This is a genomic window from Rhodococcus sp. OS5 (assembly GCF_056837585.1).
In genome coordinates, this window is sequence record NZ_CM166368.1 from 1,527,660 (window position 1) to 1,548,996 (window position 21,337).

General features: G+C 61.9%; 23 protein-coding genes and 1 riboswitch. Of the genes, 10 read left to right on the forward strand and 13 right to left on the reverse strand.

Annotated features, from left to right (window positions below; all coding sequences use genetic code 11):
- Positions 1-26 precede the first annotated feature (26 nt).
- The 3 genes from ACVZUB_RS07140 to ACVZUB_RS07150 form a co-directional block, all read right to left on the reverse strand.
- On the reverse strand, positions 27-1,127 hold the full coding sequence (locus ACVZUB_RS07140; protein ID WP_042924245.1) for a CaiB/BaiF CoA transferase family protein: 1,101 nt from the start codon (positions 1,125-1,127) through the stop codon (positions 27-29).
- Positions 1,128-1,234: 107 nt separating this feature from the next.
- On the reverse strand, positions 1,235-3,301 hold the full coding sequence (locus tag ACVZUB_RS07145; RefSeq protein WP_042924214.1) for an ABC transporter ATP-binding protein: 2,067 nt from the start codon (positions 3,299-3,301) through the stop codon (positions 1,235-1,237).
- Entirely contained in the window at positions 3,298-5,031 is a 1,734-nt protein-coding gene (locus ACVZUB_RS07150) for an ABC transporter ATP-binding protein (RefSeq protein WP_482628266.1), read from the reverse strand. Before ACVZUB_RS07150 ends, ACVZUB_RS07145 begins: the two co-directional genes overlap by 4 nt.
- A 320-nt stretch (positions 5,032-5,351) precedes the next feature.
- Between ACVZUB_RS07150 and ACVZUB_RS07155 the strand changes: the two genes are divergently transcribed.
- The 6 genes from ACVZUB_RS07155 (at position 5,352) to ACVZUB_RS07180 (ending at position 9,817) form a co-directional block, all read left to right on the forward strand.
- Positions 5,352-5,474 carry a hypothetical protein gene (locus ACVZUB_RS07155; protein WP_003944443.1) on the forward strand — a complete coding sequence of 41 codons (123 nt, stop codon included), beginning with the start codon at positions 5,352-5,354 and terminating at the stop codon, positions 5,472-5,474.
- A 210-nt stretch (positions 5,475-5,684) separates the two neighbouring features.
- A complete protein-coding gene (locus ACVZUB_RS07160) occupies positions 5,685-5,807 on the forward strand; it encodes a hypothetical protein (protein ID WP_019749478.1) in 123 nt (40 codons plus the stop codon).
- A gap of 362 nt (positions 5,808-6,169) precedes the next feature.
- Positions 6,170-6,316 carry a hypothetical protein gene (locus ACVZUB_RS07165; RefSeq protein WP_007726811.1) on the forward strand — a complete coding sequence of 49 codons (147 nt, stop codon included), beginning with the start codon at positions 6,170-6,172 and terminating at the stop codon, positions 6,314-6,316.
- 240 nt (positions 6,317-6,556) lie between these two features.
- Positions 6,557-8,062 (forward strand): GGDEF domain-containing protein, encoded by a 1,506-nt coding sequence (locus tag ACVZUB_RS07170; protein WP_223304638.1) that lies wholly within the window; start codon positions 6,557-6,559, stop codon positions 8,060-8,062.
- 40 nt (positions 8,063-8,102) lie between these two features.
- Complete coding sequence (gene purT, locus ACVZUB_RS07175; RefSeq protein WP_003944342.1) at positions 8,103-9,338, forward strand: formate-dependent phosphoribosylglycinamide formyltransferase; 1,236 nt, start codon at positions 8,103-8,105, stop codon at positions 9,336-9,338.
- Positions 9,335-9,817 (forward strand): DUF456 domain-containing protein, encoded by a 483-nt coding sequence (locus ACVZUB_RS07180; protein ID WP_007726816.1) that lies wholly within the window; start codon positions 9,335-9,337, stop codon positions 9,815-9,817. Before purT ends, ACVZUB_RS07180 begins: the two co-directional genes overlap by 4 nt.
- On the opposite strand, the gene ACVZUB_RS07185 is transcribed toward ACVZUB_RS07180, so the two are convergent.
- Positions 9,721-10,560: an amidohydrolase family protein gene (locus ACVZUB_RS07185; RefSeq protein ID WP_223304639.1), complete on the reverse strand. Its 840-nt coding sequence runs from the start codon at positions 10,558-10,560 to the stop codon at positions 9,721-9,723. The two genes, ACVZUB_RS07180 and ACVZUB_RS07185, sit on opposite strands and share 97 nt — an antisense overlap.
- A 109-nt stretch (positions 10,561-10,669) precedes the next feature.
- Positions 10,670-12,067, reverse strand: coding sequence for an FAD-dependent oxidoreductase (locus ACVZUB_RS07190; RefSeq protein ID WP_372026715.1), 1,398 nt, complete (start codon positions 12,065-12,067; stop codon positions 10,670-10,672).
- 230 nt (positions 12,068-12,297) lie between these two features.
- Here ACVZUB_RS07190 and ACVZUB_RS07195 point away from each other — a divergent pair, with 230 nt between their 5' ends.
- The 3 genes from ACVZUB_RS07195 to ACVZUB_RS07205 are packed head-to-tail and all read left to right on the forward strand — an operon-like array spanning position 12,298 to position 14,418.
- The gene (locus tag ACVZUB_RS07195) at positions 12,298-12,723 is read left to right on the forward strand and encodes an Rv0361 family membrane protein (RefSeq protein ID WP_007726820.1); all 426 of its coding nucleotides are present in this window, start codon (positions 12,298-12,300) and stop codon (positions 12,721-12,723) included.
- Positions 12,724-12,769: 46 nt separating this feature from the next.
- Entirely contained in the window at positions 12,770-13,198 is a 429-nt protein-coding gene (locus tag ACVZUB_RS07200; protein ID WP_007726822.1) for a rhodanese-like domain-containing protein, read from the forward strand.
- Positions 13,195-14,418, forward strand: coding sequence for an O-succinylhomoserine sulfhydrylase (locus ACVZUB_RS07205; RefSeq protein ID WP_172403504.1), 1,224 nt, complete (start codon positions 13,195-13,197; stop codon positions 14,416-14,418). The genes ACVZUB_RS07200 and ACVZUB_RS07205 overlap by 4 nt, the downstream gene beginning before the upstream one ends.
- A 43-nt stretch (positions 14,419-14,461) precedes the next feature.
- Here the strand turns inward: ACVZUB_RS07205 and ACVZUB_RS07210 are convergent, their stop codons facing one another.
- The 8 genes from ACVZUB_RS07210 to ACVZUB_RS07245 all read right to left on the reverse strand — a co-directional run bounded on the left by ACVZUB_RS07210 (position 14,462) and on the right by ACVZUB_RS07245 (position 20,931).
- Positions 14,462-15,058: an alternate-type signal peptide domain-containing protein gene (locus ACVZUB_RS07210; protein WP_054782213.1), complete on the reverse strand. Its 597-nt coding sequence runs from the start codon at positions 15,056-15,058 to the stop codon at positions 14,462-14,464.
- Positions 15,058-16,659: a signal peptidase I gene (locus tag ACVZUB_RS07215; RefSeq protein WP_482628267.1), complete on the reverse strand. Its 1,602-nt coding sequence runs from the start codon at positions 16,657-16,659 to the stop codon at positions 15,058-15,060. The genes ACVZUB_RS07210 and ACVZUB_RS07215 overlap by 1 nt, the downstream gene beginning before the upstream one ends.
- 5 nt (positions 16,660-16,664) lie before the next feature.
- On the reverse strand, positions 16,665-17,267 hold the full coding sequence (locus ACVZUB_RS07220) for a SipW-dependent-type signal peptide-containing protein (protein ID WP_063314824.1): 603 nt from the start codon (positions 17,265-17,267) through the stop codon (positions 16,665-16,667).
- Positions 17,251-17,895, reverse strand: a complete 645-nt coding sequence (locus ACVZUB_RS07225) for a signal peptidase I (protein WP_063314823.1) — start codon at positions 17,893-17,895, stop codon at positions 17,251-17,253. Before ACVZUB_RS07225 ends, ACVZUB_RS07220 begins: the two co-directional genes overlap by 17 nt.
- The gene (locus ACVZUB_RS07230; protein WP_075832540.1) at positions 17,892-18,458 is read right to left on the reverse strand and encodes a hypothetical protein; all 567 of its coding nucleotides are present in this window, start codon (positions 18,456-18,458) and stop codon (positions 17,892-17,894) included. Before ACVZUB_RS07230 ends, ACVZUB_RS07225 begins: the two co-directional genes overlap by 4 nt.
- Before the next feature lie 4 nt (positions 18,459-18,462).
- On the reverse strand, positions 18,463-19,020 hold the full coding sequence (locus ACVZUB_RS07235) for an alternate-type signal peptide domain-containing protein (RefSeq protein ID WP_047269467.1): 558 nt from the start codon (positions 19,018-19,020) through the stop codon (positions 18,463-18,465).
- 290 nt (positions 19,021-19,310) lie between these two features.
- Positions 19,311-20,126 (reverse strand): HAD-IIA family hydrolase, encoded by an 816-nt coding sequence (locus ACVZUB_RS07240; RefSeq protein ID WP_003944345.1) that lies wholly within the window; start codon positions 20,124-20,126, stop codon positions 19,311-19,313.
- 37 nt (positions 20,127-20,163) lie between these two features.
- Positions 20,164-20,931, reverse strand: coding sequence for a sulfite exporter TauE/SafE family protein (locus ACVZUB_RS07245; protein ID WP_003944404.1), 768 nt, complete (start codon positions 20,929-20,931; stop codon positions 20,164-20,166).
- A 199-nt stretch (positions 20,932-21,130) separates the two neighbouring features.
- Positions 21,131-21,225: riboswitch (SAM riboswitch) on the forward strand.
- 7 nt (positions 21,226-21,232) lie between these two features.
- On the opposite strand from ACVZUB_RS07245, the gene ACVZUB_RS07250 reads away from it, so the two are divergent.
- Positions 21,233-21,310: a putative leader peptide gene (locus ACVZUB_RS07250; protein ID WP_350318888.1), complete on the forward strand. Its 78-nt coding sequence runs from the start codon at positions 21,233-21,235 to the stop codon at positions 21,308-21,310.
- The last annotated feature ends 27 nt before the right edge of the window (positions 21,311-21,337 follow it).

The window sequence follows — 21,337 nt, forward strand, 5'->3', positions numbered from 1 at the left end:
AAAAAGGCGCACAGGGGCCGAAGGCCCTAGGTCCAGACCGTATCGATATCCGTCGCCTCACGCGCCGGCGCAGCAGGCGTCGTGGTGGGCGTGCGCGAGAAGCGCGGTGCGGGAGCATGCTGGGTGACGCCGTCCAGTTCGATGAGCGAACCGCGAGCCGCGATGTGTTCGTTGGACGGAGCCTCGGCGAAAGTCAGGACAGGGGAGACGCAGGCGTCGGTGCCGAGGAAGATCTTGGCCCACTCGTCGCGAGTCTTGGACAGGAACTTTTCGGTGAAGAGCTTCTTCATGTCGTCCCACTTGGACGTGTCCATCTGGTGAGGGAGCGTCGCGGGATCGAGTTCGAGGCCCTCGAGCAGCAATGCGTAGAACTGCGGTTCGATGGATCCGACGGCCATGTACTTGCCGTCGGAGGTCTCGTAGGTGTCGTAGAACGGAGCGCCGGTGTCGAGGAGATTGACGCCGCGCTCGTCGGACCAGACGCCGCGACCGCGGAATGCCCACATCATGTGGGAGAGCGCGAGGGTTCCGTCGACCATTGCCGCGTCGACGACCTGGCCCTTACCGGACGTCGAGCGCTCGACGAGAGCCGACAGAATGCCGAAGATCAGGAACATGGAACCGCCGCCGAAATCGCCGACCATGTTGAGCGGCGGGACGGGACGTTCACCCTTGCGTCCGATGGCGTTGAGGACACCGGTCAGTGAGATGTAGTTGATGTCGTGACCGGCGGCGTTGGCGAGCGGTCCTTCCTGTCCCCAGCCCGTCATACGGGCGTAGACGAGGCGCGGATTGCGCTCCGAGACCACGTCGGGTCCGAGTCCCATGCGTTCCATGACGCCGGGGCGGAAACCCTCGATGAGGACGTCGGCGCGGCCCAGGAGATCGAGCACTTTCGCGACGTCGGCCGGGTCCTTCAGGTTGGCCTCGACGATGCGGCGGCCGCGCTTGATCTGGTCGGTTGCGTTCGAGTCCTGCGGAATCTGCCCTGCGCGCTGCACGATGACGATGTCGGCGCCCATGTCCGCCAACAGTGTCGCGGCGTGCGGGCCCGGTCCCAATCCAGCGAATTCCACGATCCGAATGCCCGCGAGCGGGCCCTTCTTCTCCACAGCTTCTGCAGACACACGCACTCCCAATTCAGACGGTGACAACACTTCTGACCCGACGGTAACGTGTCGAATCGATCAGGTGTGCTCCGGGGCACTGTGTCCACCGAGGGAGGCGCCGATCACTAGACGGCGGCACCCTCGAACTGAGCGTTGTAGAGACGGAAGTACGCGCCCGCCGCTGCGATGAGTTCGTCGTGTGTGCCCTGCTCGACGATCTTGCCCGACTCCATCACGACGATCAGATCGGCGTTACGGATGGTGGAGAGCCGGTGCGCGATGATGAAGCTGGTCCGCCCGACGCGCAACGCGGACATTGCTTGCTGCACAAGCTGTTCCGTACGTGTGTCGACTGAGCTGGTCGCCTCGTCGAGAATCAGCAGCGACGGCTCCGACAGGAATGCTCGGGCAATCGTGATGAGCTGCTTCTCGCCGGAGCTGATGTTCGACGCCTCCTCGTCCAGCACGGTGTCGTAACCGTCCGGGAGCGTGTGGATGAAGCGGTCGACGAAGGCAGCGCGTGCGGCTTCGTGAATCTCGTATTCGCTGGCGTCGAGTCGGCCGTATGCGATGTTGTCGCGGATCGTGCCGCCGAAGAGCCAGGTGTCCTGCAGAACCATGCCGACGTGCTTGCGCAAGTCGGAGCGGCGCATCTGCGAGATGTCGACGTCGTCGAGAGTGATTCGGCCGGAGTCGACTTCGTAGAAGCGCATGAGCAGGTTGACCAAGGTGGTCTTGCCGGCACCGGTGGGCCCGACGATGGCGACCATCTGCCCGGGCCGGGCCGTGAGGTACACGTTCTCTATCAACGGCTTGTCCGGCTCGTACCGGAACGAGACGTTCTCGAACTCGATGTGACCGACGTTGCGATGACGTCCGGCGGGCTCGGGGAGAAGCGGCACGTCGATGTCGGGCGACTGCTCGGGTTCGTCGAGAAGCTCGAAGACCCGCTCCGCCGACGCGGCTCCGGACTGCAGGCTGGTCGACATGGACGCGATCTGCGTCAGTGGCTGGCTGAACTGACGCGAATAGACGATGAAGGCCTGAACGTCACCGAGTGACATGTTGCCGCTGGCGACCTTGAGAGCGCCGACCACAGCGAGCAGCACGTAGGTGATGTTTCCGACGAAGTTCATGACCGGCATGATCAGGCTGGAGAGGAACTGTGCGCCGAAGGACGCGTCGAGGAGCTTCTTGTTCTGCTCGGCGAATTCACGCTCGGCTTCGGCCTGATGCCCGTACACGCGTACCAGGTCGCGACCGCTGTAGTTCTCCTCGATCTGCGCGTTGATCTTGCCCGTCTCGGTCCACTGAGCCTTGTACAACACCTGTGCTCGCTTGGCGACCCTGGCAACGAGGAGCACCGATACCGGCACCGCGATCAGTGCGATCAGGGCGAGCATCGGAGAGATGACGAACATCATCGTCAGGACGCCGAGGACGGTGAGCACCGACGTCAGGAGCGAGGTCAACGTCGACGACAGCGTCGACGAGATGTTGTCGATGTCGTTGGTGACGCGGCTGAGGATCTCGCCGCGCGGTGTCTTGTCGAAATACGGAAGGGGGAGACGGTGGAGCTTCGCCTCCACCGAGGCACGCAGGTTGTAGATGGTCTTCTGGACGATGATGTTGAGGAGGAATGCTTCCAACCAGGCAAGCAGCGACGAGAGCAAGTACACGCCGATCGCGAGCATGACGACCTTGCCGATGGCGTCGAAGTTCAGACCCACACCGGGAACGACGTCGGTCGAGTTGGCGACAAGATCGGCGAACGTCGAATTCCCTGATGCCCGGATGGCGTCTGCGGCCTGCTCGCGGGTCAGTCCGGCGGGCAGGCTCTTGCCGATGAACCCGGCGAAGATGAGGTCTGTCGCGTGACCGAGGATTTTCGGCACTGCGACCGACAGCGCGATGCTGGCGATCGTCGCAACGACGACACAGAAGACCGCAAACTTGTGCGGCTGCAGAAGCGAGAGAAGCCGCTTCATCGTCGCCTTGAAGTGGCGAGGTTTGGTGTCAGTCGCGGTCAGCGCGGGCTTCGGCTCTTTGTCGGGGGTCTCGGGGTTACTCGACTTCGCATCCCCGTCCGCGGATTCAGGTTCGCTCGGGATCTTGGCGAACACCACCGTCGGGGCATCGTCGAAGTACTGGCTGTTGGGGCCGCCCCATGTCGGGTCCTGCGGGCTGGTCATGCGCTCATCTCCGCGGGAATCTGGGAAGCCACGATCTCTTGGTACGTCGGACAGTTGGCCAGAAGGAACTGATGGTCGCCGAGGCCGACCGGCGCACCGTCTTCGAGGACCATGATCTGGTCGGCATCGATGATGGATGCGACGCGCTGAGCCACGATGATGACCGTCGAATGAGTCGAAACCGTCCGGAGTTCGCGTCGGACCGCGGCGTCCGTATGCATGTCGAGAGCGGAGAACGAATCGTCGAAGACGAAGATCCGGGGTCTGCGGACCACCGCTCTGGCGATGGCGAGACGTTGTTTTTGTCCGCCCGAGAGATTGCCGCCGCCCTGGGCGATCGGTGACTCGAGACCGTCGGACAGCTCCCGGACGAAGTCGTCTGCCTGGGCGATGGTGAGGGCTGCCCAGATGTCGTCGTCGGTGGCGGTCGGGTTTCCGTAGCGGATATTGCTCGCGATCGTGCCGGCGAACAGATAGGCCTTCTGGGGCACGTATCCGAAGTTGGCGAAGAGTTCGTCCTGATCCCAGCCACGGACGTCCAAGCCGTCGACCAAGACGGCGCCGGCCGTGACGTCGAACAGTCGGGGGATGAGTGAGACGAGGGTCGATTTGCCACTACCGGTACTGCCGACGATCGCGGTGACCGTGCCTGGCATGCATCGCATCGAAACATTCGACAGAACCGGCGTTTCTGCTCCTGGATACGTGAATCCGGCTCCACCGAACTCGACCACGCCGTAGGGGCTGGTCGGGCGAAGGGGCTGGGCCGGCGCGGGCACGGTCGCCTCGGTGTCGAGTACTTCGGTGATGCGGTCGGCGCACACGGCGGCGCGGGGGATCACGACGGCCAACATGGTCGCCATGACCACCGACATCAGGATCTGCATGACGTAGGCGAGGAAGGCGCTGATCTGTCCGATCTGCATGTCCCCGGTGTCGACCAGATGCGCGCCGAACCACAGGACCGCCACGCTCGACAGGTTGGCGATCAACATGACGGTGGGCAGCAGAACCGCCTGGTACCGGCCGATGAGGAGCGAAGTGTCGGTCAGTTCCTTGTTGGCCTTGTCGAAGCGGATCGTCTCGTCGGGTTCGCGAACGAAGGCGCGAATGACACGCATACCGGTGAGCTGTTCGCGCAGTGATCGATTGATGTTGTCGATGCGCGTCTGCATCGTCCGGAAATGCGGGATCAGCTTGGCCACCGCGACCGAGACGGTGATGCCGAGCAGTGGCACCGAAATCGTCAGGAGCCAGGACATCTGCAGGTTCTCGCGCAGAGCCATGACGATGCCGCCGATGCACATAAGTGGGGCGCTGACGAGCATCGAGGACGTCAGCATGACCAGGGCCTGGATCTGCAGGACGTCGTTGGTGTTGCGTGTGATCAGCGTCGGCGCACCGAAACTGTTGAATTCGCGATCCGAGAAACTGCCGACTGCCTTGTAAAAGGCGCCTCGAACGTCGTGGCCGAAGCCCATCGACGATTTTGCAGCCAGATAGGTCGATGCGACCGACGCGATGATCGACGCAAGCGAGACCAGGAGCATGATCCCGCCGGTGGACATGATGAATCCGGTGTCGCCTCGGGCGACGCCGTCGTCGATGATCCGCGCGTTGAGTGTGGGGAGGACCAACGACGCGATGGCCCCGAAGAGTTGCAGTGCGAGGACCCCGGCAAGCAACCAGCGGTACGGCGGCAGGTACGTCTTGAGGAGTTTTGCTAGCACGACGGTTCCCGGTGAGTTGCCTCGGTTGCCGCTCGTTCGCGATTGATCACACGCACACGGTATGACAGATCGCGGTCGAGGTTGGCACCGACTCTGACGATTGCATCCTTTTGTCCTAATTGACTGTGATCTCGAACACACTCGAATTCGAGATTGGATTCAGGTCACAGCACCTGAACTGCAGGTTTACATATTCATCCAATGTGTCACGTTTTCGCTTGGACAGAAACAAACTGGACGTACGTATTTAGCTTGGCTACAAAGACGTGGAGCGAACAAAACGTGCGCCGCGTCATAGATATTCATGCAAGGAGTCACATATGGGATCCCTCGGAAACCTCCTCAAGGCCAACGGTATGGGCTGGGGCATTCTCCAGCTTCTGCCCCTGGTCAACATGCTCAAAACCCTTCAGGGGCTGGACACCGCGAGCTCGAACTCCTGACGTTCGACCTCGAGAAATCTTCCGAAACAACACAGGAGTAGTCGCATGACCTCGATTCAGAATCTCGACGCCTTCCTCAAGAGCGTTCTTGCATTCGTGACCAAGTTGAACGCGGGATCGGCAGACGGCTCGGGTTCGGCCGGTTCGGCCGCCGAGTAGTTCTCGGTCCTCACTTCACCTCAACTGCATTCCGACAAAAGGAGGCCCGACATGGGTTCATTCGAAGACTTCAGCGGCGTCGTCAAGACGTTCATTCCGGTGCTCAAGGACCTGTTCACGGCACTCGGTGGTGGCTCTCTCACCCCTGGGACGGGATCGGCGGCCGATAAGTAAGTCCAGTTTGTCCGAAAGTGTGGCTCGCAGTTGTCTGCGGGTCACACTTTTCGGCTTTTCACTGTGAGCTAAATCACATTATGGGACATTCTAGAGGGTGAATTTGCGCTTTGAACTGCAATTATCCGTAAAGGTGTGACCGAAAGTCCGCATTGATAGCTATTAGGTAGCTAGACAAGTGTGAAAAGCCGGTCTATAAATGCAGGCAGCGCCAAGTAAGTGCGCTACATCACAGCTCGGGATGTTGTTCGGGGGGCGGTTCAGCCATCCGTGCGGCAGAAGTTCCCGAACCATCTCGGCCACCGCCTGCGGCCGGAATGGCGCTGGAACATCACACCACCTCACATACAGGAGAACCTCCTATGTTCGGATCACTCAGCACCCTCGGACCCCTGCTCACCGCGCTCGGAGCTTTCCTCAAGTCCGTTCCCACCGAATCGCTGTCCGGCAAGGGCGAGGGCTCGTCCACCGGTTCACTCTCGGGTCTGTCCAGCGGATCCGCCGAGTAGTCATCCCTTCCGGCAGGTCCATTCGGCTCTGCCGATCGGATTGCATGCAGGTGCCCTCTGTCCACTGTCGTGGCCGGAGGGCACTCGCGTTTGCGGAGATGGTCGCAGCTGCCGTTTTGGCATGTGAACACAGAACTGCGAGTGGCAGCACCTGCGTACGATGGTTCGACGACATCGGCATACGGTCACCGCGACGTCCGGTGCTCCCGAATTCAGAGGTAGCCGACCGCGAGGTGACGCATGGTAGGGACGAGTCGCTTTCTGCGCCTTCTCCTAGTGCTGGCCGTCGTACTTGCGGCATCGTTGATCGGCATCCTCACGCGCCCACCAGGTTTGCTCGCGACATTCTGGTGCGCCAACGCCATTCTGCTGGGAATGATGGTCAGATGGCCGGTCCTGATCGAATGGCGGACGTGGATCGCCGCGGCCGTCGGATACGTCTGCGCTGACCTGATTACGGGCAACTCGCTGTCGCTTGCCCTGCAGCTGAACGGGGCCAACCTCGCCGGAGTGACGCTCGGTGTTCTCGTTCTGTACTACTTGAAGCGCACACCGTTCCGATTGGTCGATTCGCAGTCGCTGGTATGGATGGTCTTCGTTTCGTTCGTCGCGGCGACTGGTACCGCGGCCACGGCCGGCGCCTTGGACCGGCTCTTACGCGGTCAGTCCTTTGCCGACACGTTTTTCCACTGGGGTGCCACCGAGGTCATGGCGTACCTGCTGGTCCTTCCTCTCATTCTCACTCTCACCATCCCATCGAGTCTTGCCGAGTTCCGCAGGAAACTGACCGCCAGAACTGTCGCCGCTCTGAGCGTTCCGCTACTCGCCACTGCAGCCTGCGTGCCGATCGCCCTCAGTATCGAAGGGCCGATTGCGCTGGTCTTGCCGATTCCAGCTCTCCTCTGGTGTGCCACTCGCATCTCGGTTCCGAGCACTGCCTTCGTTTCAGTGGTCTGGTCGGTGTGGTCACTCATGATGGCGGGTAGCGGTCGACTCGACATCGGAGATCAAGCCGCCTCGACGTGGAACGAGGACGTCATCACATCCATAGCGGTCACCCTGATCGCGTTGGGGCCGATAGCGGTTGCCTGTGCGACCGAGGAACGCCGTGCTGCCGAGCGTGAGCTCTTCCTTGCCGTCGAATTCGACCATCTGACCGGGGTCCTCTCGCGCGGTGCGTTCCTCGGCCACGCGGAAGCGGAACTTGCCGACGCGACTCGCACACAATCTCCGGTCGGCCTGCTGATGCTCGACCTGGACCACTTCAAGAGCATCAACGACACGCATGGACATATGACCGGTGACAGCGTTCTCGCGAACTTCGCCGAGCGGGCCGCTGACCGATTGTCGGACGGCGATCTGATCGGAAGGCTCGGCGGCGAGGAGTTCGCCGTTCTGCTTCCGGACTGCAGCTACGCGCGAGCAATCGATGTCGCCGAGGCGGTCCGCGGCGCGCAAGTCGAGTACTCGGCCGAATCAGATGTGACGAGCACCGTCAGCGTCGGCGTCGCGTGGGTCGATCATGCGACGCCGGCGCTGTCGACCCTCATGAGCGTCGCAGACGAGGCTCTGTACGACGCCAAGCGTGCTGGGCGCAACCTCGTGAAAGTGCACCGCGTCGGCAACGACACCGTGCCGCAACGGAATTCCGAGCCGGACACTGCCACCCACACCTATCGCAAACCTGCGCTACCCCGAACGATCCGGCGAGGATTTGGCCGCGAAGGTGTGGTGGACGGCCGATAACCGCGCTGACCTGCATCGGGATTGGCATATAGTCGCACCCATGCAGCTTGATTCGACGCCTTCGCCCCTGCCGACGCTTCCGCTCCGATTCGGAACCCCACTGACCGAGAACTCCATCCGCGTGATGATGTTGGGATCAGGCGAGTTGGGTAAGGAAGTTGTCATCGCGCTGCAGCGTCTGGGCGTCGAAGTGATTGCGGTGGATCGGTATCCCGATGCCCCTGGGCACCAGGTGGCTCATCGTGCTCATACCGTCGACATGACCGATCCGGAAGCACTGCTTGCCGTCATCGAGTTGGAAAAGCCTCACTTCGTGGTTCCCGAGATCGAGGCCATCGCGACGGATGCGCTTGCACTCGTCGAAGAACGCGGGGGTGCGGTGGTCATTCCGACCGCCCGAGCCACCCAGCTCACGATGAACCGTGAGGGAATCCGTCGGCTCGCGGCCGAGGAGTTGGGCCTGCCCACTTCGCCGTACGCTTTCGCGGACTCGCTTGCCGAAGTGCAGGCAGCGACAGACCGAATCGGTTTCCCGTGCGTCATCAAGCCAGTCATGTCCTCGTCGGGGAAGGGACAGTCGACGGTTCGATCCGCCGAAGATCTCGACGCCGCATGGGATTACGCGATGGCCGGAGGTCGTGTGAATCACGGCCGGGTGATCGTCGAAGGCTTTGTCGATTTCGATTACGAGATAACGCAATTGACAGTTCGAGCCGTCGGTGAGAGCGGTCAGGTCGAGACGTCGTTCTGCGAACCGATCGGGCACCTGCAGGAGGCCGGAGACTACATCGAATCGTGGCAGCCGCAGCAGATGTCCGCGGTTGCGCTCGCCTCGGCCCGAGACGTCGCCGAGAAGGTGACCACGGCTCTGGGCGGGCGAGGCATCTTCGGCGTCGAGCTATTCGTGAAGGGCGACGACGTCTTCTTCTCCGAAGTGAGCCCACGGCCGCACGACACCGGATTGGTGACTCTGCGGACGCAGCGACTTTCGGAGTTCGAACTGCATGCCCGCGCGATCCTGGGCTTGCCGGTCGACACGACGCTCACGTCTCCGGGAGCATCGGCAGTGATCTACGGCGGAGTGGAGGCAAAGGGGATCGGATTCGACGGCGTCGCCGAGGCGCTCGCGGTTCCCGAGACGGACCTGCGGCTCTTCGGCAAGCCGGAGAGCTTCACGCGTCGTCGCATGGGTGTTGCAGTGTCGACGGCCGCCGATGTGCCTACTGCACGCGACCGTGCTCGCGAGGCTGCGTCGAAGGTGCGTCCCGTCGGATGAGTCCAGCGGCCGAGGTCCTCGTCGGGCTGGTCATCCTGGTCGGTCTGATCGGTGTCGTCGTTCCGATTCTCCCGGGGACGCTTCTCGTTTTCGGTGCAATTCTGGTGTGGGCGATCATGACCGGTGGTGCCACGGCGTGGACGGTGTTCGCGCTGTCCACGCTGGCACTGGTGGTCACCGGGATCGTGAAGTACACGTGGCCGGGCAAGCGGATGAAGTCCGGGGGAGTGCCCAACCTGTCGGTGGTGGTCGGCGGCGTCGTCGGCATCATCGGGTTCTTCGTGATTCCGGTCGTGGGGTTGTTCCTCGGATTCATCGTTGGAACGTATTTCGCGGAACTAGCGCGGCTGCGCCGTTACGACATCGCTTGGTCGTCGACGCTTCACGCGGTGAAGGCAGTCGGATTGTCCATGCTGGTGGAACTGTTCGGAGCGCTGATCGCGGCGGGGCTGTGGCTGGGAGCCGTTGCGTTCACCTGAGCGCAGCGGTACCAGGAGCGGGCGTTGTCGCACATGACCGCGGGCAGGTCGTCGCCGACAGCGTCGGCGATCACGTCCAGGTCGTGGACCTCGAACGCTCGACGTGCCCGTGTACCGGGTAGATCGGTGCCGAACATCAGCGCAGCGGGATTGACCGCGTGGATCTGGCGCAGCACATCGCTGACGTCGGAGATGGTGGTGCGGCCGAACCCGGTGGCTTTGACGCGCACTCCGCGGTCGACGAGGTTGAGGAGATACGGCAGTCCGCGGGTGGACATTCCCAAGTGGTCGATGCTCACCGCGGGCAATTTGGCGAAGACCGGTTCCAACGACAGCAACAGCGTGGCATCGACGTAGAACTCGGCGTGCCAGCCGACCAGATCGAATGCGCGGTTGGCGAGATCGGCGAGCAGACGCAGGTCGGTGGCGCCGCGGCGCAGGTTGAACCGGACGGCACGTACTCCCAGTGCGTCCAGGGCAACGATGTCTTCATCCGTCGCATCGAGCGGCAAAGCAGTGACGCCCACCCAGCCTTCGCCGAGTTCGGACAAGGCAGCTTTCAGGTATTCCTGGTCATTGCCCTGGTACGACGCGGTCACCACCGCGCCGCCGTCAACGCTGAGGCCCTTCAGCGAGGCAATCCGGGCCCGGTAATCGGCCACGGTGAAGGGCTCAGGCAGGTACCCGTGATTCTCGACCAGCGGGAAGCGCGGGTCGATGATATGCACATGGGCGTCAAACACGGGGTCTATTTTGCCCTGTTGCCCTGGGTCCCTGCACACACCACCGGCCCGATGTGACCTGGGTCGCGTCGGGCCGGTGGAGGGCTTCTGTTCAGTTACTTCCGCGCACTCAGTTCGCGCGGTCGGGCTCGGATGCCTTCAGCATGTCGTGACGCTCGACGACCTTGATGCGCTCACGGCCCTCGGGCTCGCCCAGGCTGCGCTCGTGCGCGTCGAGGCGGTACCAGCCCTGCCAGGTCGTGTACGGAACCTGCTTGCCTTCGAGGAACTCGATGACTGCGTTCTCGTCGGGGTTCGCGGCGCCCGCGAAGTCGACGGAATCCTCGAGAAGATTCGCGACGGTTTCGTTGGCGTCGCCCTTGGTGTGGCCGATGAGGCCGACGGGGCCGCGCTTGATCCAGCCGGTGACGTAGGTGGCCGGCATGAACCGGGCTGCGCCCTCGGCGTTGTCGTCGGCGACGACGCGTCCGGCGTCGTTGGGGACGGTGCCGGCCTGGTCGTCGAACGGCAACTGCGTGATGTTCTGCGAGAGGTAACCGACGGCGCGGTACACGGCCTGGACATCCCAGTCCTTGTACGTGCCGGTGCCCTTGACGTTGCCGGTGCCGTCGAGCTGAGTGCGCTCGGTGCGCAGGCCGACGACCTTGCCGTCTTGACCGAGGATCTCCGTGGGAGATTCGAAGAAGTGCAGGAACAGCTTGTGAGGACGGGCTCCGACGTCGCGAATTGCCCAGTCCTGCAGCGTATTCGCAACCATGTCGACCTGCTTGGAGTTGCGGCGAGCCTGCTCGGAACCCTCGTCGTAGTCGATGTCCTCGGGGTCGACGATGACCTCGATGGTCGGCGAGTGGTCGAGTTCGCGCAGTTCGAGAGGGGTGAACTTGGCCTGGGCCGGGCCGCGGCGTCCGAAGACGTGAACCTCGACGGCCTTGTTGTTCTTGAGGCCCTCGTAGACGTTGGCGGGGATCTCGGTCGGCAGCAGTTCGTCGCCGGTCTTGGCGAGAACGCGGGCGATGTCGAGCGCAACGTTGCCGACGCCGAGGACGGCGACCTTCTCGGCTTCGAGCGGCCACGTACGCGGTACGTCGGGGTGGCCGTCGTACCAGGAGACGAAGTCGGCCGCGCCGTAGCTGCCGTCGAGTTCGATACCCGGGATGCCGAGCGCACGGTCGGCGTTGGCGCCGGTGGAGAAGATGACCGCGTCGTAGAACGACTGCAGGTCGTCGAGGGTGATGTCGGTGCCGTAGTCGATGTTGCCGAGCAGGCGTACCTGAGGCTTGTCGAGCACCTTGTGCAGGGCGGTGATGATGCCCTTGATGCGCGGATGATCAGGCGCGACGCCGTAACGAATCAGGCCGAAGGGCGCGGGCATGCGCTCGAAGAGGTCGATGCTGACGCCGCGGCCGGAAACTGCGGTGTCGGATTTCATGAGGGCGTCGGCGGCGTAGATGCCGGCGGGGCCGGCGCCGACGATCGCGACCCGGAGTGGGCGGTTGGAGTCAGTCATCGTGAGGACAGCTACCTTCTTCGAAGTTCGGACAACATATCGACAAGTATCCAATTTAGCCGAACCTAAGCACAGTGCCTCGGTTGCGGCCGAACGGATCCACACTCTCACTCGATCGGTTGTGGGTAAACCTATTCTTTCCTCCCATTCTCCTGTTGTCTCGGGTATCCGGGGTAGGGGCTTGATCCTTGACGGGCCACAATTTCAAGTTGTGGGGGACTATTGGCGTTATGAGTGACGAGCTGCGCGAATCCGACAACATCGATGGCAAGAAGGCGTCTGCGGGGCCGTTCCTCTTGGCTGTCGCCATCGTCGCCTTGATCCTGGGTGGAATCTTCGTCGCATCGTGGATCTCGCCGGCCGAGGAGAACGTCACCGAGTCGGACCGCGTGAGCCGCTCCGTCACCGACTACGTCGATGCCGAGAATCGGAATGACGCGGAGACGATCAAGACCCTGACCTGCGCGAGCTTCAATTCGAGCAACGGTCCGATGGCCGGCGTCGACGGGACGGTCGAGCTGAAGGGTGTGGACGGGGTCGCGGTCAACGGCGATCGCGCCCGGGCCGACGTGACGATCACCGGTGGCGGAGCGGGCGAGCGAGTCTCGACCTGGGCCCTGACCCGTGACGGCAACCGTTGGGTCGTCTGCAACTGACGGCCCGCTCAGGCGCTCACGGCAGTCTTGTGAAAACATGGACTACGTGAGTTACGCAGGCGATCTGACGCCGGAGCAAGCCTGGGAGCTGCTCCGCGAAAACCCCGACGCCGTGCTGGTCGACGTGCGGACCGATGCGGAGTGGAAGTACGTCGGTGTCCCCGATGTGTCCTCCCTCGGCAAGCAGGCCGCACTGATCGAATGGGTGAGCCACCCGACCGGCGCGCGCAATGACAACTTCGTCGACCAGTTGAAGGAAGCCGGCATCACTGCTGATTCCTCCGGGTCGGAGCGTCCGGTGATTTTCCTGTGTCGATCCGGACAACGTTCCATCGGTGCGGCGGAAGCTGCGACTGCGGCGGGCATCGGCCCGTCGTACAACGTGCTCGACGGGTTCGAAGGCGCATTGGGTGCCGACGGACATCGCGGACTTGTAGGTTGGCGGGCCATCGGCTTGCCATGGAGGCAGCAGTGAGCGGAATTCCCCAGGGTGGCGCATTTCAACGAGCGCTGCCGGACGACGTCGGTCTCGGCACTCTCGGAGTTCGCGGCGGACTGATGCGTACCGGGTTCGAGGAGACTTCCGAAGCGCTGTTCCTCAACTCCGGATTCGTCTACGAGAGTGCAGAAGCCGCCGAACAAGCCTTCACCGGCGAGGTGGATCATTTTGTCTACTCCCGCTACGGCAACCCGACGGTCAAGATGTTCGAAGAGCGCCTGCGTCTCATCGAAGGTGCAGAAGCGTGCTTTGCGACGGCCAGCGGAATGTCGGCAGTCTTCACGGCGTTGGGCGCACTGTTGGCCAACGGCGACCGATTGGTCGCCGCGCGCAGCCTCTTCGGATCCTGCTTCGTGGTGTGCAACGAGATCCTTCCGCGCTGGGGGGTCGAGGTTGTTTTCGTCGACGGTGAGGACAACGCGCAGTGGGAAGAGGCGCTGTCCGTGCCTACCACGGCAGTGTTCTTCGAGACTCCGTCCAACCCGATGCAATCTCTCGTCGACGTTCGACGGGTGTCGGAGCTTGCTCATGCAGCCGGTGCAAAGGTAGTGCTGGACAACGTCTTCGCGACGCCGCTTCTGCAGCGCAGCCTCGATCTGGGGGCCGACGTCGTGGTGTACTCCGGCACCAAGCACATCGACGGTCAGGGGCGCGTGCTTGGTGGCGCGATTCTCGGTACCGAGGAATACATCAGCGGTCCCGTTCGAGAACTGATGCGGCACACCGGTCCTGCGCTCAGCCCGTTCAATGCGTGGACTCTGCTCAAGGGCCTGGAGACGATGCCGGTTCGTATTCGGCACTCCGTGGCTTCGGCACTCGAGATCGCCGAATTCCTCGAAGGACACTCCGGCGTCAAGTGGGTCAAGTATCCGTACCTGACGTCGCATCCGCAGCACGAGCTCGCGAAGTCTCAGATGAGCGGTGGCGGAACGGTTGTCACGTTCGAGCTCGATGCGCCTGACGGAGAGGGCAAGAAGCGGGCGTTCGAGGTTCTCAACGGCCTGCGCGTCATCGACATCTCCAACAACTTGGGAGATTCCAAGTCGTTGATCACTCACCCCGCCACGACAACGCACCGGGCCATGGGGCCGGAAGGCCGTGCAGCAGTGGGTCTTACAGACGGCGTTGTCCGTCTGTCCGTCGGGCTCGAAGACACGGCTGATCTGTTGGCTGATCTGAAGCGAGCACTCGGCTGAATCGCTGGAGCGCCTTGCCTCGAACTTCCGACGGCAAGGCGTTCTACGGTGCGGGCGTGAGACCCAGTTGTTTGACGTCGATCGTCAACGCCGTCGTATTCAGTGTGAGACCTGAGCTTGTCGTGTCGGTGGGGTAGATCGTGAACAACACCTGCGCCGTCAGATTGGTGTTGTTCAGGGCCGACGTGACCGCGATGAGGTTCGGCGTCGGTGCTGTGCTGTCGTACAGCAGATTGTTGCTCTGATCCGTGACGTACGTGCGAAGGTCGATGTTGGCGGCTGCGAGCCCGCCGCTCAACTTGGTCTTGTCGACTGTCACGTTCGCTTTCAGACGTGGGCCGGTGGCCATCACCTTCGAATCGCAGAAATACGTGTAGTTGAATCCGGGCTTGAGCCGGTAGGTAGTGATGTCCGGGATATATACGAGTGGATTCGGATTGGTGGGCGCGTTGACGTAGACCTGCGAATACCAGCCCCCGCCGTTCGTGGTCACGCATGCTCCCAGATCCAGGGTCCCGGACTGGACAGCGGCGCTTGTCAGGGTCGCACTGTCGGTCCACTTCGCCAATGTGCCCGAGCCGCCGAGCAATACAGCTCCGGCCGCGGCGACTGCCATTGCAGCCTTCGTCGTCTTCTTCATCACGGCACCAGTGCCTTGATTTCGTCCGGAAGTTCGCTCGGGGTAGGAGATTCGGCCCAGACTCCCGTTGACGTGTCGATGACGGTGACTCCGGAAGGGGTGATTACGTATAGCTGATCGGTACCGGTGAGCCAATGCAGGACAGCGTCGCTGTCAACGGGACCTCGATATACCTCAGCGCCCGATGAATTCGACACGGACACAACCGTTCCGCTGGCAGTCGAGAGCTTCTGGGCGCTGAGACCGGTCGTGGTCGCCGGGGCGTCGACGGGAACCTCGCTCGGGGTGGTCGTAGTTGGTGGCACCGTTGTCGTTGTCGTTGTCGTTGTAGCGGTCGTCGTCTGGGGCGCCGTAGTTGTAGCCGGTGACGAGGTGGTTGTCGACGGTGCAGTTGTGCTGGTGGTTGTCGACGGTGCAGTTGTGCTGGTGGTTGTCACAGCCGGCGCCAATGTCGTGGTGGGCGTGGTGGATGAGGCGGTCGTGGAAGTGACGGCCGTAGTAGGAGTGCTCGGAGCGTCTGCCGCCAGTGCCGGCGCTGCCGATCGACTGAGAGCAGATGTCCCGCTGATCGGACCGCCACACGAGTAGAGCAGGCCGACGAGAATGCTGAATTGGTAGCCGGAGTACGACGGCGTGACCGACGTGCCGCTCAGTCCATGGATTTCGATGTTGTAGGTGCCGACTATGAGCGGGAACGCGACTGTTGTACCGCCCGAGCCGTATCTCATGGAGCCTGTAGTAGACGTTGCGGTGTAGTCGTTCGACCCCAAAAGGTTTCCGCTGGCGTCGCGAGCGATGAGGCGGTATGAGCTTCCGACAGTCGCGGGCCAAGTGATCGTTACTGCGACCGGAACAACGAGCGCAAAATTCACCGCGCAACTGGCTGTGCTTGGCGACGTGGGAAAGGTTGCAGCAGTGCCGAACTGAATGCTTGTTGCCGCGGCTGTGTCGGTGTACCCCGCCTTGGTACCACCGATCTCGGACACACCGACCACCGTGAGACCGACCGTAGCCAAGGCGACGATGGCCTTGAGGGCATGGGAGTCGCCGCGTATGTCCTGACGATCCCGCTGAGGTTCCTCCGCGTCGGAAGCCTCACGTCGACGGAACGCGATGTACAGGAGCCCGCCGACGGCAATCGCACCAAGCACAAGCCCACTCGGTCCGGACAGCCAGACTGCCACGTATCCGAGGCGGTTGATGCTGAAGAAGACGCGATCGGCTTCGGTGATGACGTAGGGATCGGGATCGGCGATCGGATTTGCATCACCACGCAGTTGTGCGACGGCAAGGTTGTTGCCCTGCTGATCTATTGATTCCACACGATGGGTGATGCGCTTGCCTTGGCTGTCGGAGACGCTGACGATGTCACCGACCAGCACTTCCGAAGCAGGCACGGTGCGCGCGAATGCGAGAGCACCGGTATCGATCGTGGGTGACATCGATCCACTCCGAAAGATCAGCGGGGTGATACCGAAAGCCAGACCGGCGATGAAAATGATGATGGATACCAAGCCTGCGAGGGCTCCCAGGCTGAGCAGGACTTCCCGTACCCGGTTCTGCATCGAGGCCTTTGCATGTTTTTTCGTGTGTCGAGCCATTGCCATCACACCTTTGCCGTGAAGGTCAGGACGATGTTCGACGTGCTGTTCGTCGGCGGTGTCGGTGTTGTCGGAAGCTGCACCGAGACACATAAATTCTCGGTAGCCCCGACCGCCAGTGGGCGGTCGGGGCTACCGATGGCTTGATTCGCGGTGAGTGTCAGCGCGAGCGAGGACACAACGTTGGCGCCGTCAGTGCACTTGTTGGCAACAGTTCCGTTGGAGGAAACCGTCATTCGTAGAGAAGTCGTCAACGCACCGCTACTCGTAGACGTGATCGTGTACTTCAGTGGGACAGTTGCCGCTGTGCCCAGGTTGTTGACCTTGATCAGAGCGGTGTTCGAATCACCGGGAATCATTCCGGACTTGCCAAGCTCACTGAAATTCAGGGACTTGGTCAGGGTGGGCTGGGCGGTGCTGTTCAACTGCAGATTGATAGAACCCGTCGTGATGTTGCCCGAGGTTGCCGTGGCGGAAGACGTCCAGGCCGCGAGCGTGGTCACTCCGCCGACACCAAGCACCATCCCCAGCGCGAGCAGCGCGCGAAAACGCGTGCTGGTCAACAGGTGACGAATCCGATGGGCCGGACGGTCAGGGCGCGAGGGCATCGTGCTGGCCTTTCTCGATCTGGGCGGAGTCTGCGGGCGCGAAAGTTGCAGGGTCAGGAGCCAATCGGGCTCGAGCTCGCTCCTTCCGGCCGTCACGGATGCCGCTGATCATCATGTACGACGCGTACAGCAGTAGAGCGGTCACTACGATCACCACGATCACGGTGCGCTGCTCTCCCGTCAGCCAGGTGTTCACGTAACCGAGATAAGGCAGGCTGTACCAGACCTTTCCCCGGATCTGCACCGGCCGCACTTCCTTCTCGTCAGGCTCACCGTTCGCATCGCCCTGGGTGATGAAAGTTCTTTCACCCTTCTGGTTTTCACTTGTGGCGATGATCCGGTGCGTGACGACGGTCGGCTGACCCGATTCCAGCTGGTACGTAATAGGTGTACCGATCCCCAGTTCGGACGGATCGACAGGTTTGACCACTACCAGTGATCCAGGGTTGTACGTCGGGCGCATCGAACCGGTCAGAATCGTGAAGCGCTGTGCTCCGGCAAAGAAGGGAACGACAATCGTTGCGACGATGACTGCCGAAATTGCCAGCAGCAGTGTCCAACTGACGATAGAGGTGATCCACCAGAGTGGGCCGGTGCGATCGGTGCGCTTCGTGGAGTGTTTTGTCATACCGGACCTGCCTGGAAGGTCAAGGTCGTGGTGCTTGTTGCACCTGAGACCGCCCCGACGCCTACCGTGAGTCGCAAGCACAGAATGTACGTACCGCCTGAGACCAGTGGACTCGGCATGTACGCCGGTGAAACCGGGTACTGCAGCGATGCATCCATCGATCCGGACGTCAGTGGGGTCACTGCCGGAGCCGCGGTGTTGACGCCGGCAGGGCAGGCGCCTTCGTTGGCGACTCCGTAAGTGGTCAACGTGAATCCCGTAAGTGCGGTCGTCGACTGCATTCGCCATTGCAGAGGATCAGTCCCCGAATTCTTGACGGTGAGCGGTGCTTGCACCGTGTTTCCCGGGACAACGGGCGTCGCGGCCGTCGTCAAGTTCGCCAGGGTGTACGCCGCACTGGTTCCGGCAGTTGTACCAACCGTGAGGTTGACGCTGGCGGCTGTCGCCGTACCGCCATTCGCGCTCGCCGAATCGGACCACAGCGCGAGCGACTGCTGTGACGATGCAAACACCGCTACAGCAGCCACCGCGACTGCGATCGCTCCCCAGACCTTTTTCCTCATGAAATTACGGGGCCGGTGTCAGTGCTGTCTGAGTGACGACCAACTTCATCGCCGACAAGTTCAGCGACTGGTTCTGCGCGACCTGATTGGCCACCTCGTTGAAGTTCAGCCGGACTCCGACGTGGACGATCGTTCCGTTCTGGGCTTTGGTGATCTGCGAAATCGGGTTGCCGCCAGTGTCCTTGATTGTCGTCACGGGCACGACAGCAGCGGCAAGCTCGGCGCTGTTCGCACCCGGAACGATTCCGGCCGTATCAGCGGTCAGAACAGCCGCGAGACGATCGCCCACTGCGGTCACAGTGACGTCGCAGGTGTATTCGATGCTCTCGGTGGTGACTATTCGGTAAGCCGAGATGTTGGTGATCGCGGTCTTCGTCGGGTTGAGGGAGTTCCACCCGCCACCGACCGGTGCGCAAGAGCTCAGGTCGAGGGCGCCGGACGTGACGGGCCCGCCGCCACTGACGTCGGCCGAATCGCTCCAGACTGCGAGCGAGCCGGCACCGCCGAGGAGGAGGGCACCGGCCGCCGCAGCAGCGATCGCACCCTTGGTCTGCTTCTTCATGAAAATCTCATTTCATGTCTGGGACCCGAAATGGGGCCATTCAGACATGAGTATCAGACACGGCAAACGATTCGTTACCACTTTTCGAAAAATCAATTTTACGACTGGAGTCCAACTGTCACTCGGTGTCGAAATGATCTTTGACCTGCGTCTAACTACTCGTTTGTAAGTTTGGTGCGAATAAAACCGCTGGTTTGTTCAGTTGGACAAAGCGGACGAGTCGGAACCTGGCAAATCTGCTGTTTTTTACCAGTTAATTACCGAGTTTCGGTTTTGTTTTGCAATTTGAATCAATTGTTTGTGTTGCTACGGAATGGATCGGTTGTTGTTCCCACAAGATCGGCGACCGACTCGAGGACGATGGTCGGGCGGTAGGGATAGAGCTCTACCGACGCGCGGGTCGAGATCCCGGTCATCACCAGAATCGTCTGCAGTCCGGCTTCGAGGCCACAGACGATGTCGGTGTCCATGCGGTCGCCGATCATCAACGTATTGGCGGAATGAGCGCCGATGGACCGCAGGGCTGAGCGCATCATCAAGGCGTTGGGCTTGCCGACGTAGTAGGGATCGCGTCCGGTTGCCTTGGTGATGAGTGCCGCGACAGAGCCGGTGGCCGGCAGCGAGCCGTCTCGCGACGGTCCAGTGGCGTCCGGGTTGGTGGCGATGAACCGCGATCCACGCTCGACCAGGCGAATGGCGGTGGTGATTGCCTCGAAGGAGTACGTTCGCGTCTCGCCGAGGACGACGTAGTCGGGGTCGCTGTCCGTCAGCACGTAACCGATGTCGTGCAGGGCAGTGGTCAGGCCCGATTCGCCGACCACGTAGGCGCTGCCGCCCGGCCGCTGGTTGGCCAGGAACGTCGCGGTTGCGAGCGCTGACGTCCAGATCGACTTCTCCGGGATGTCGAGTCCCGAATTGAGCAGGCGTGCTCGCAGGTCACGCGGGGTGCGGATGGAGTTGTTGGTGAGCACCATGTACGGGATGTCGTTCGACGCCAGCTCTGCCAGGAACGTGTCCGCTCCAGGTATCAAGTGCTCCTCGTGGACGAGAACCCCGTCCATGTCCATGAGGTAGGTCCAACCGGTCTGATCTTCTGTACTGGTCATTACTCCAGTATGTGCGGGTGGCGCCCGATGTGGGCGGTCAAGCGAGAAGGCGCCACAGTCCGATCAGGCCGACGACGACAATCGTGTAGCGCAATGCAGTGGGGGACAGGCGCCGTCCGTAGCGGGCACCGAGAACGCCACCACCGAGTGAGCCGACGGCGATCAAACCGGCTGCTGCCCAATTGATCTGATCGAATGCCAGAGTGATGTACATCCCTGCTGCAACGATGTTGACGAGCAGCGACAGCAGGTTCTTCGCGCCGTTCATGCGCTGGAGGGTTTCCGGGAGGATGGCACCCATCACACCGATGAGAAGGATGCCCTGCGCGGCAGTGAAGTATCCGCCGTAAATGCCGACTGCAAAAGTGCCGGCGGTCAGGAGCATCAGCCTCTTGGTGGACAGCGTCGTTTCTTCGGTGGAACGCTTCTTGGCCCACGCCTGGATGCGTGGTTGGAGGAGGACGAGCGCGAGAGCGAGGACCAAGAGCACCGGAACGATGGTCTCGAACAGTTTCTCGGGTAGGTGCATGAGCAACCACGAACCGAGTAGTGCTCCGGCGAGGGACGCCGGAATCTGCCACTTCAGTCGGTCCCACTGTCCGGACAGCTCACGTCGGTAGCCCCAGGTACCCGAAACTCCGCCGGCGACGAGCCCGACCGCGTTGGACATGGTTGCGGTCACGGGCGGCATGCCGAAGGCGACCAGGGTGGGAAACGTGATCAGCGTTCCACTGCCGACCACGGCGTTGATCGCGCCCGCGCCGATACCGGCCAACAAGATGAAGAAAGCGTCGAGTCCACTCACTCCGCAGACGGTACGGCAGAGGAAAAGTCAGTCCGGACGGCGGTCCCGGTCTTCATTCGAACGCTCCATTCAACACGCCGAACGCGGCTTCGGACACCGTTGAAATCAATGCGATTTCAACATCGTAGACACTTCATTTCCCTTGCAGTGCAGGGAAATACAACATTTGACGACTCGACATTTCGCGTCTAGTCTTTGCTCACCATCCAGAGCGACCGAGAGACCTGGCTCGTCGACGTCGCAGCAACCCCCCGAGTGATCGGGAGCGGGTGCTACCGCCAGGACCGATGGAAGGCATCACATGGGTACCACTTCGCACGCTGCGCACAAGCGACGTCACATCGATCTGTGCCGCACCGCTTCGTGTCACTGTCGCTGACCGAACTCTCGTCGTCTTCGCAACTCG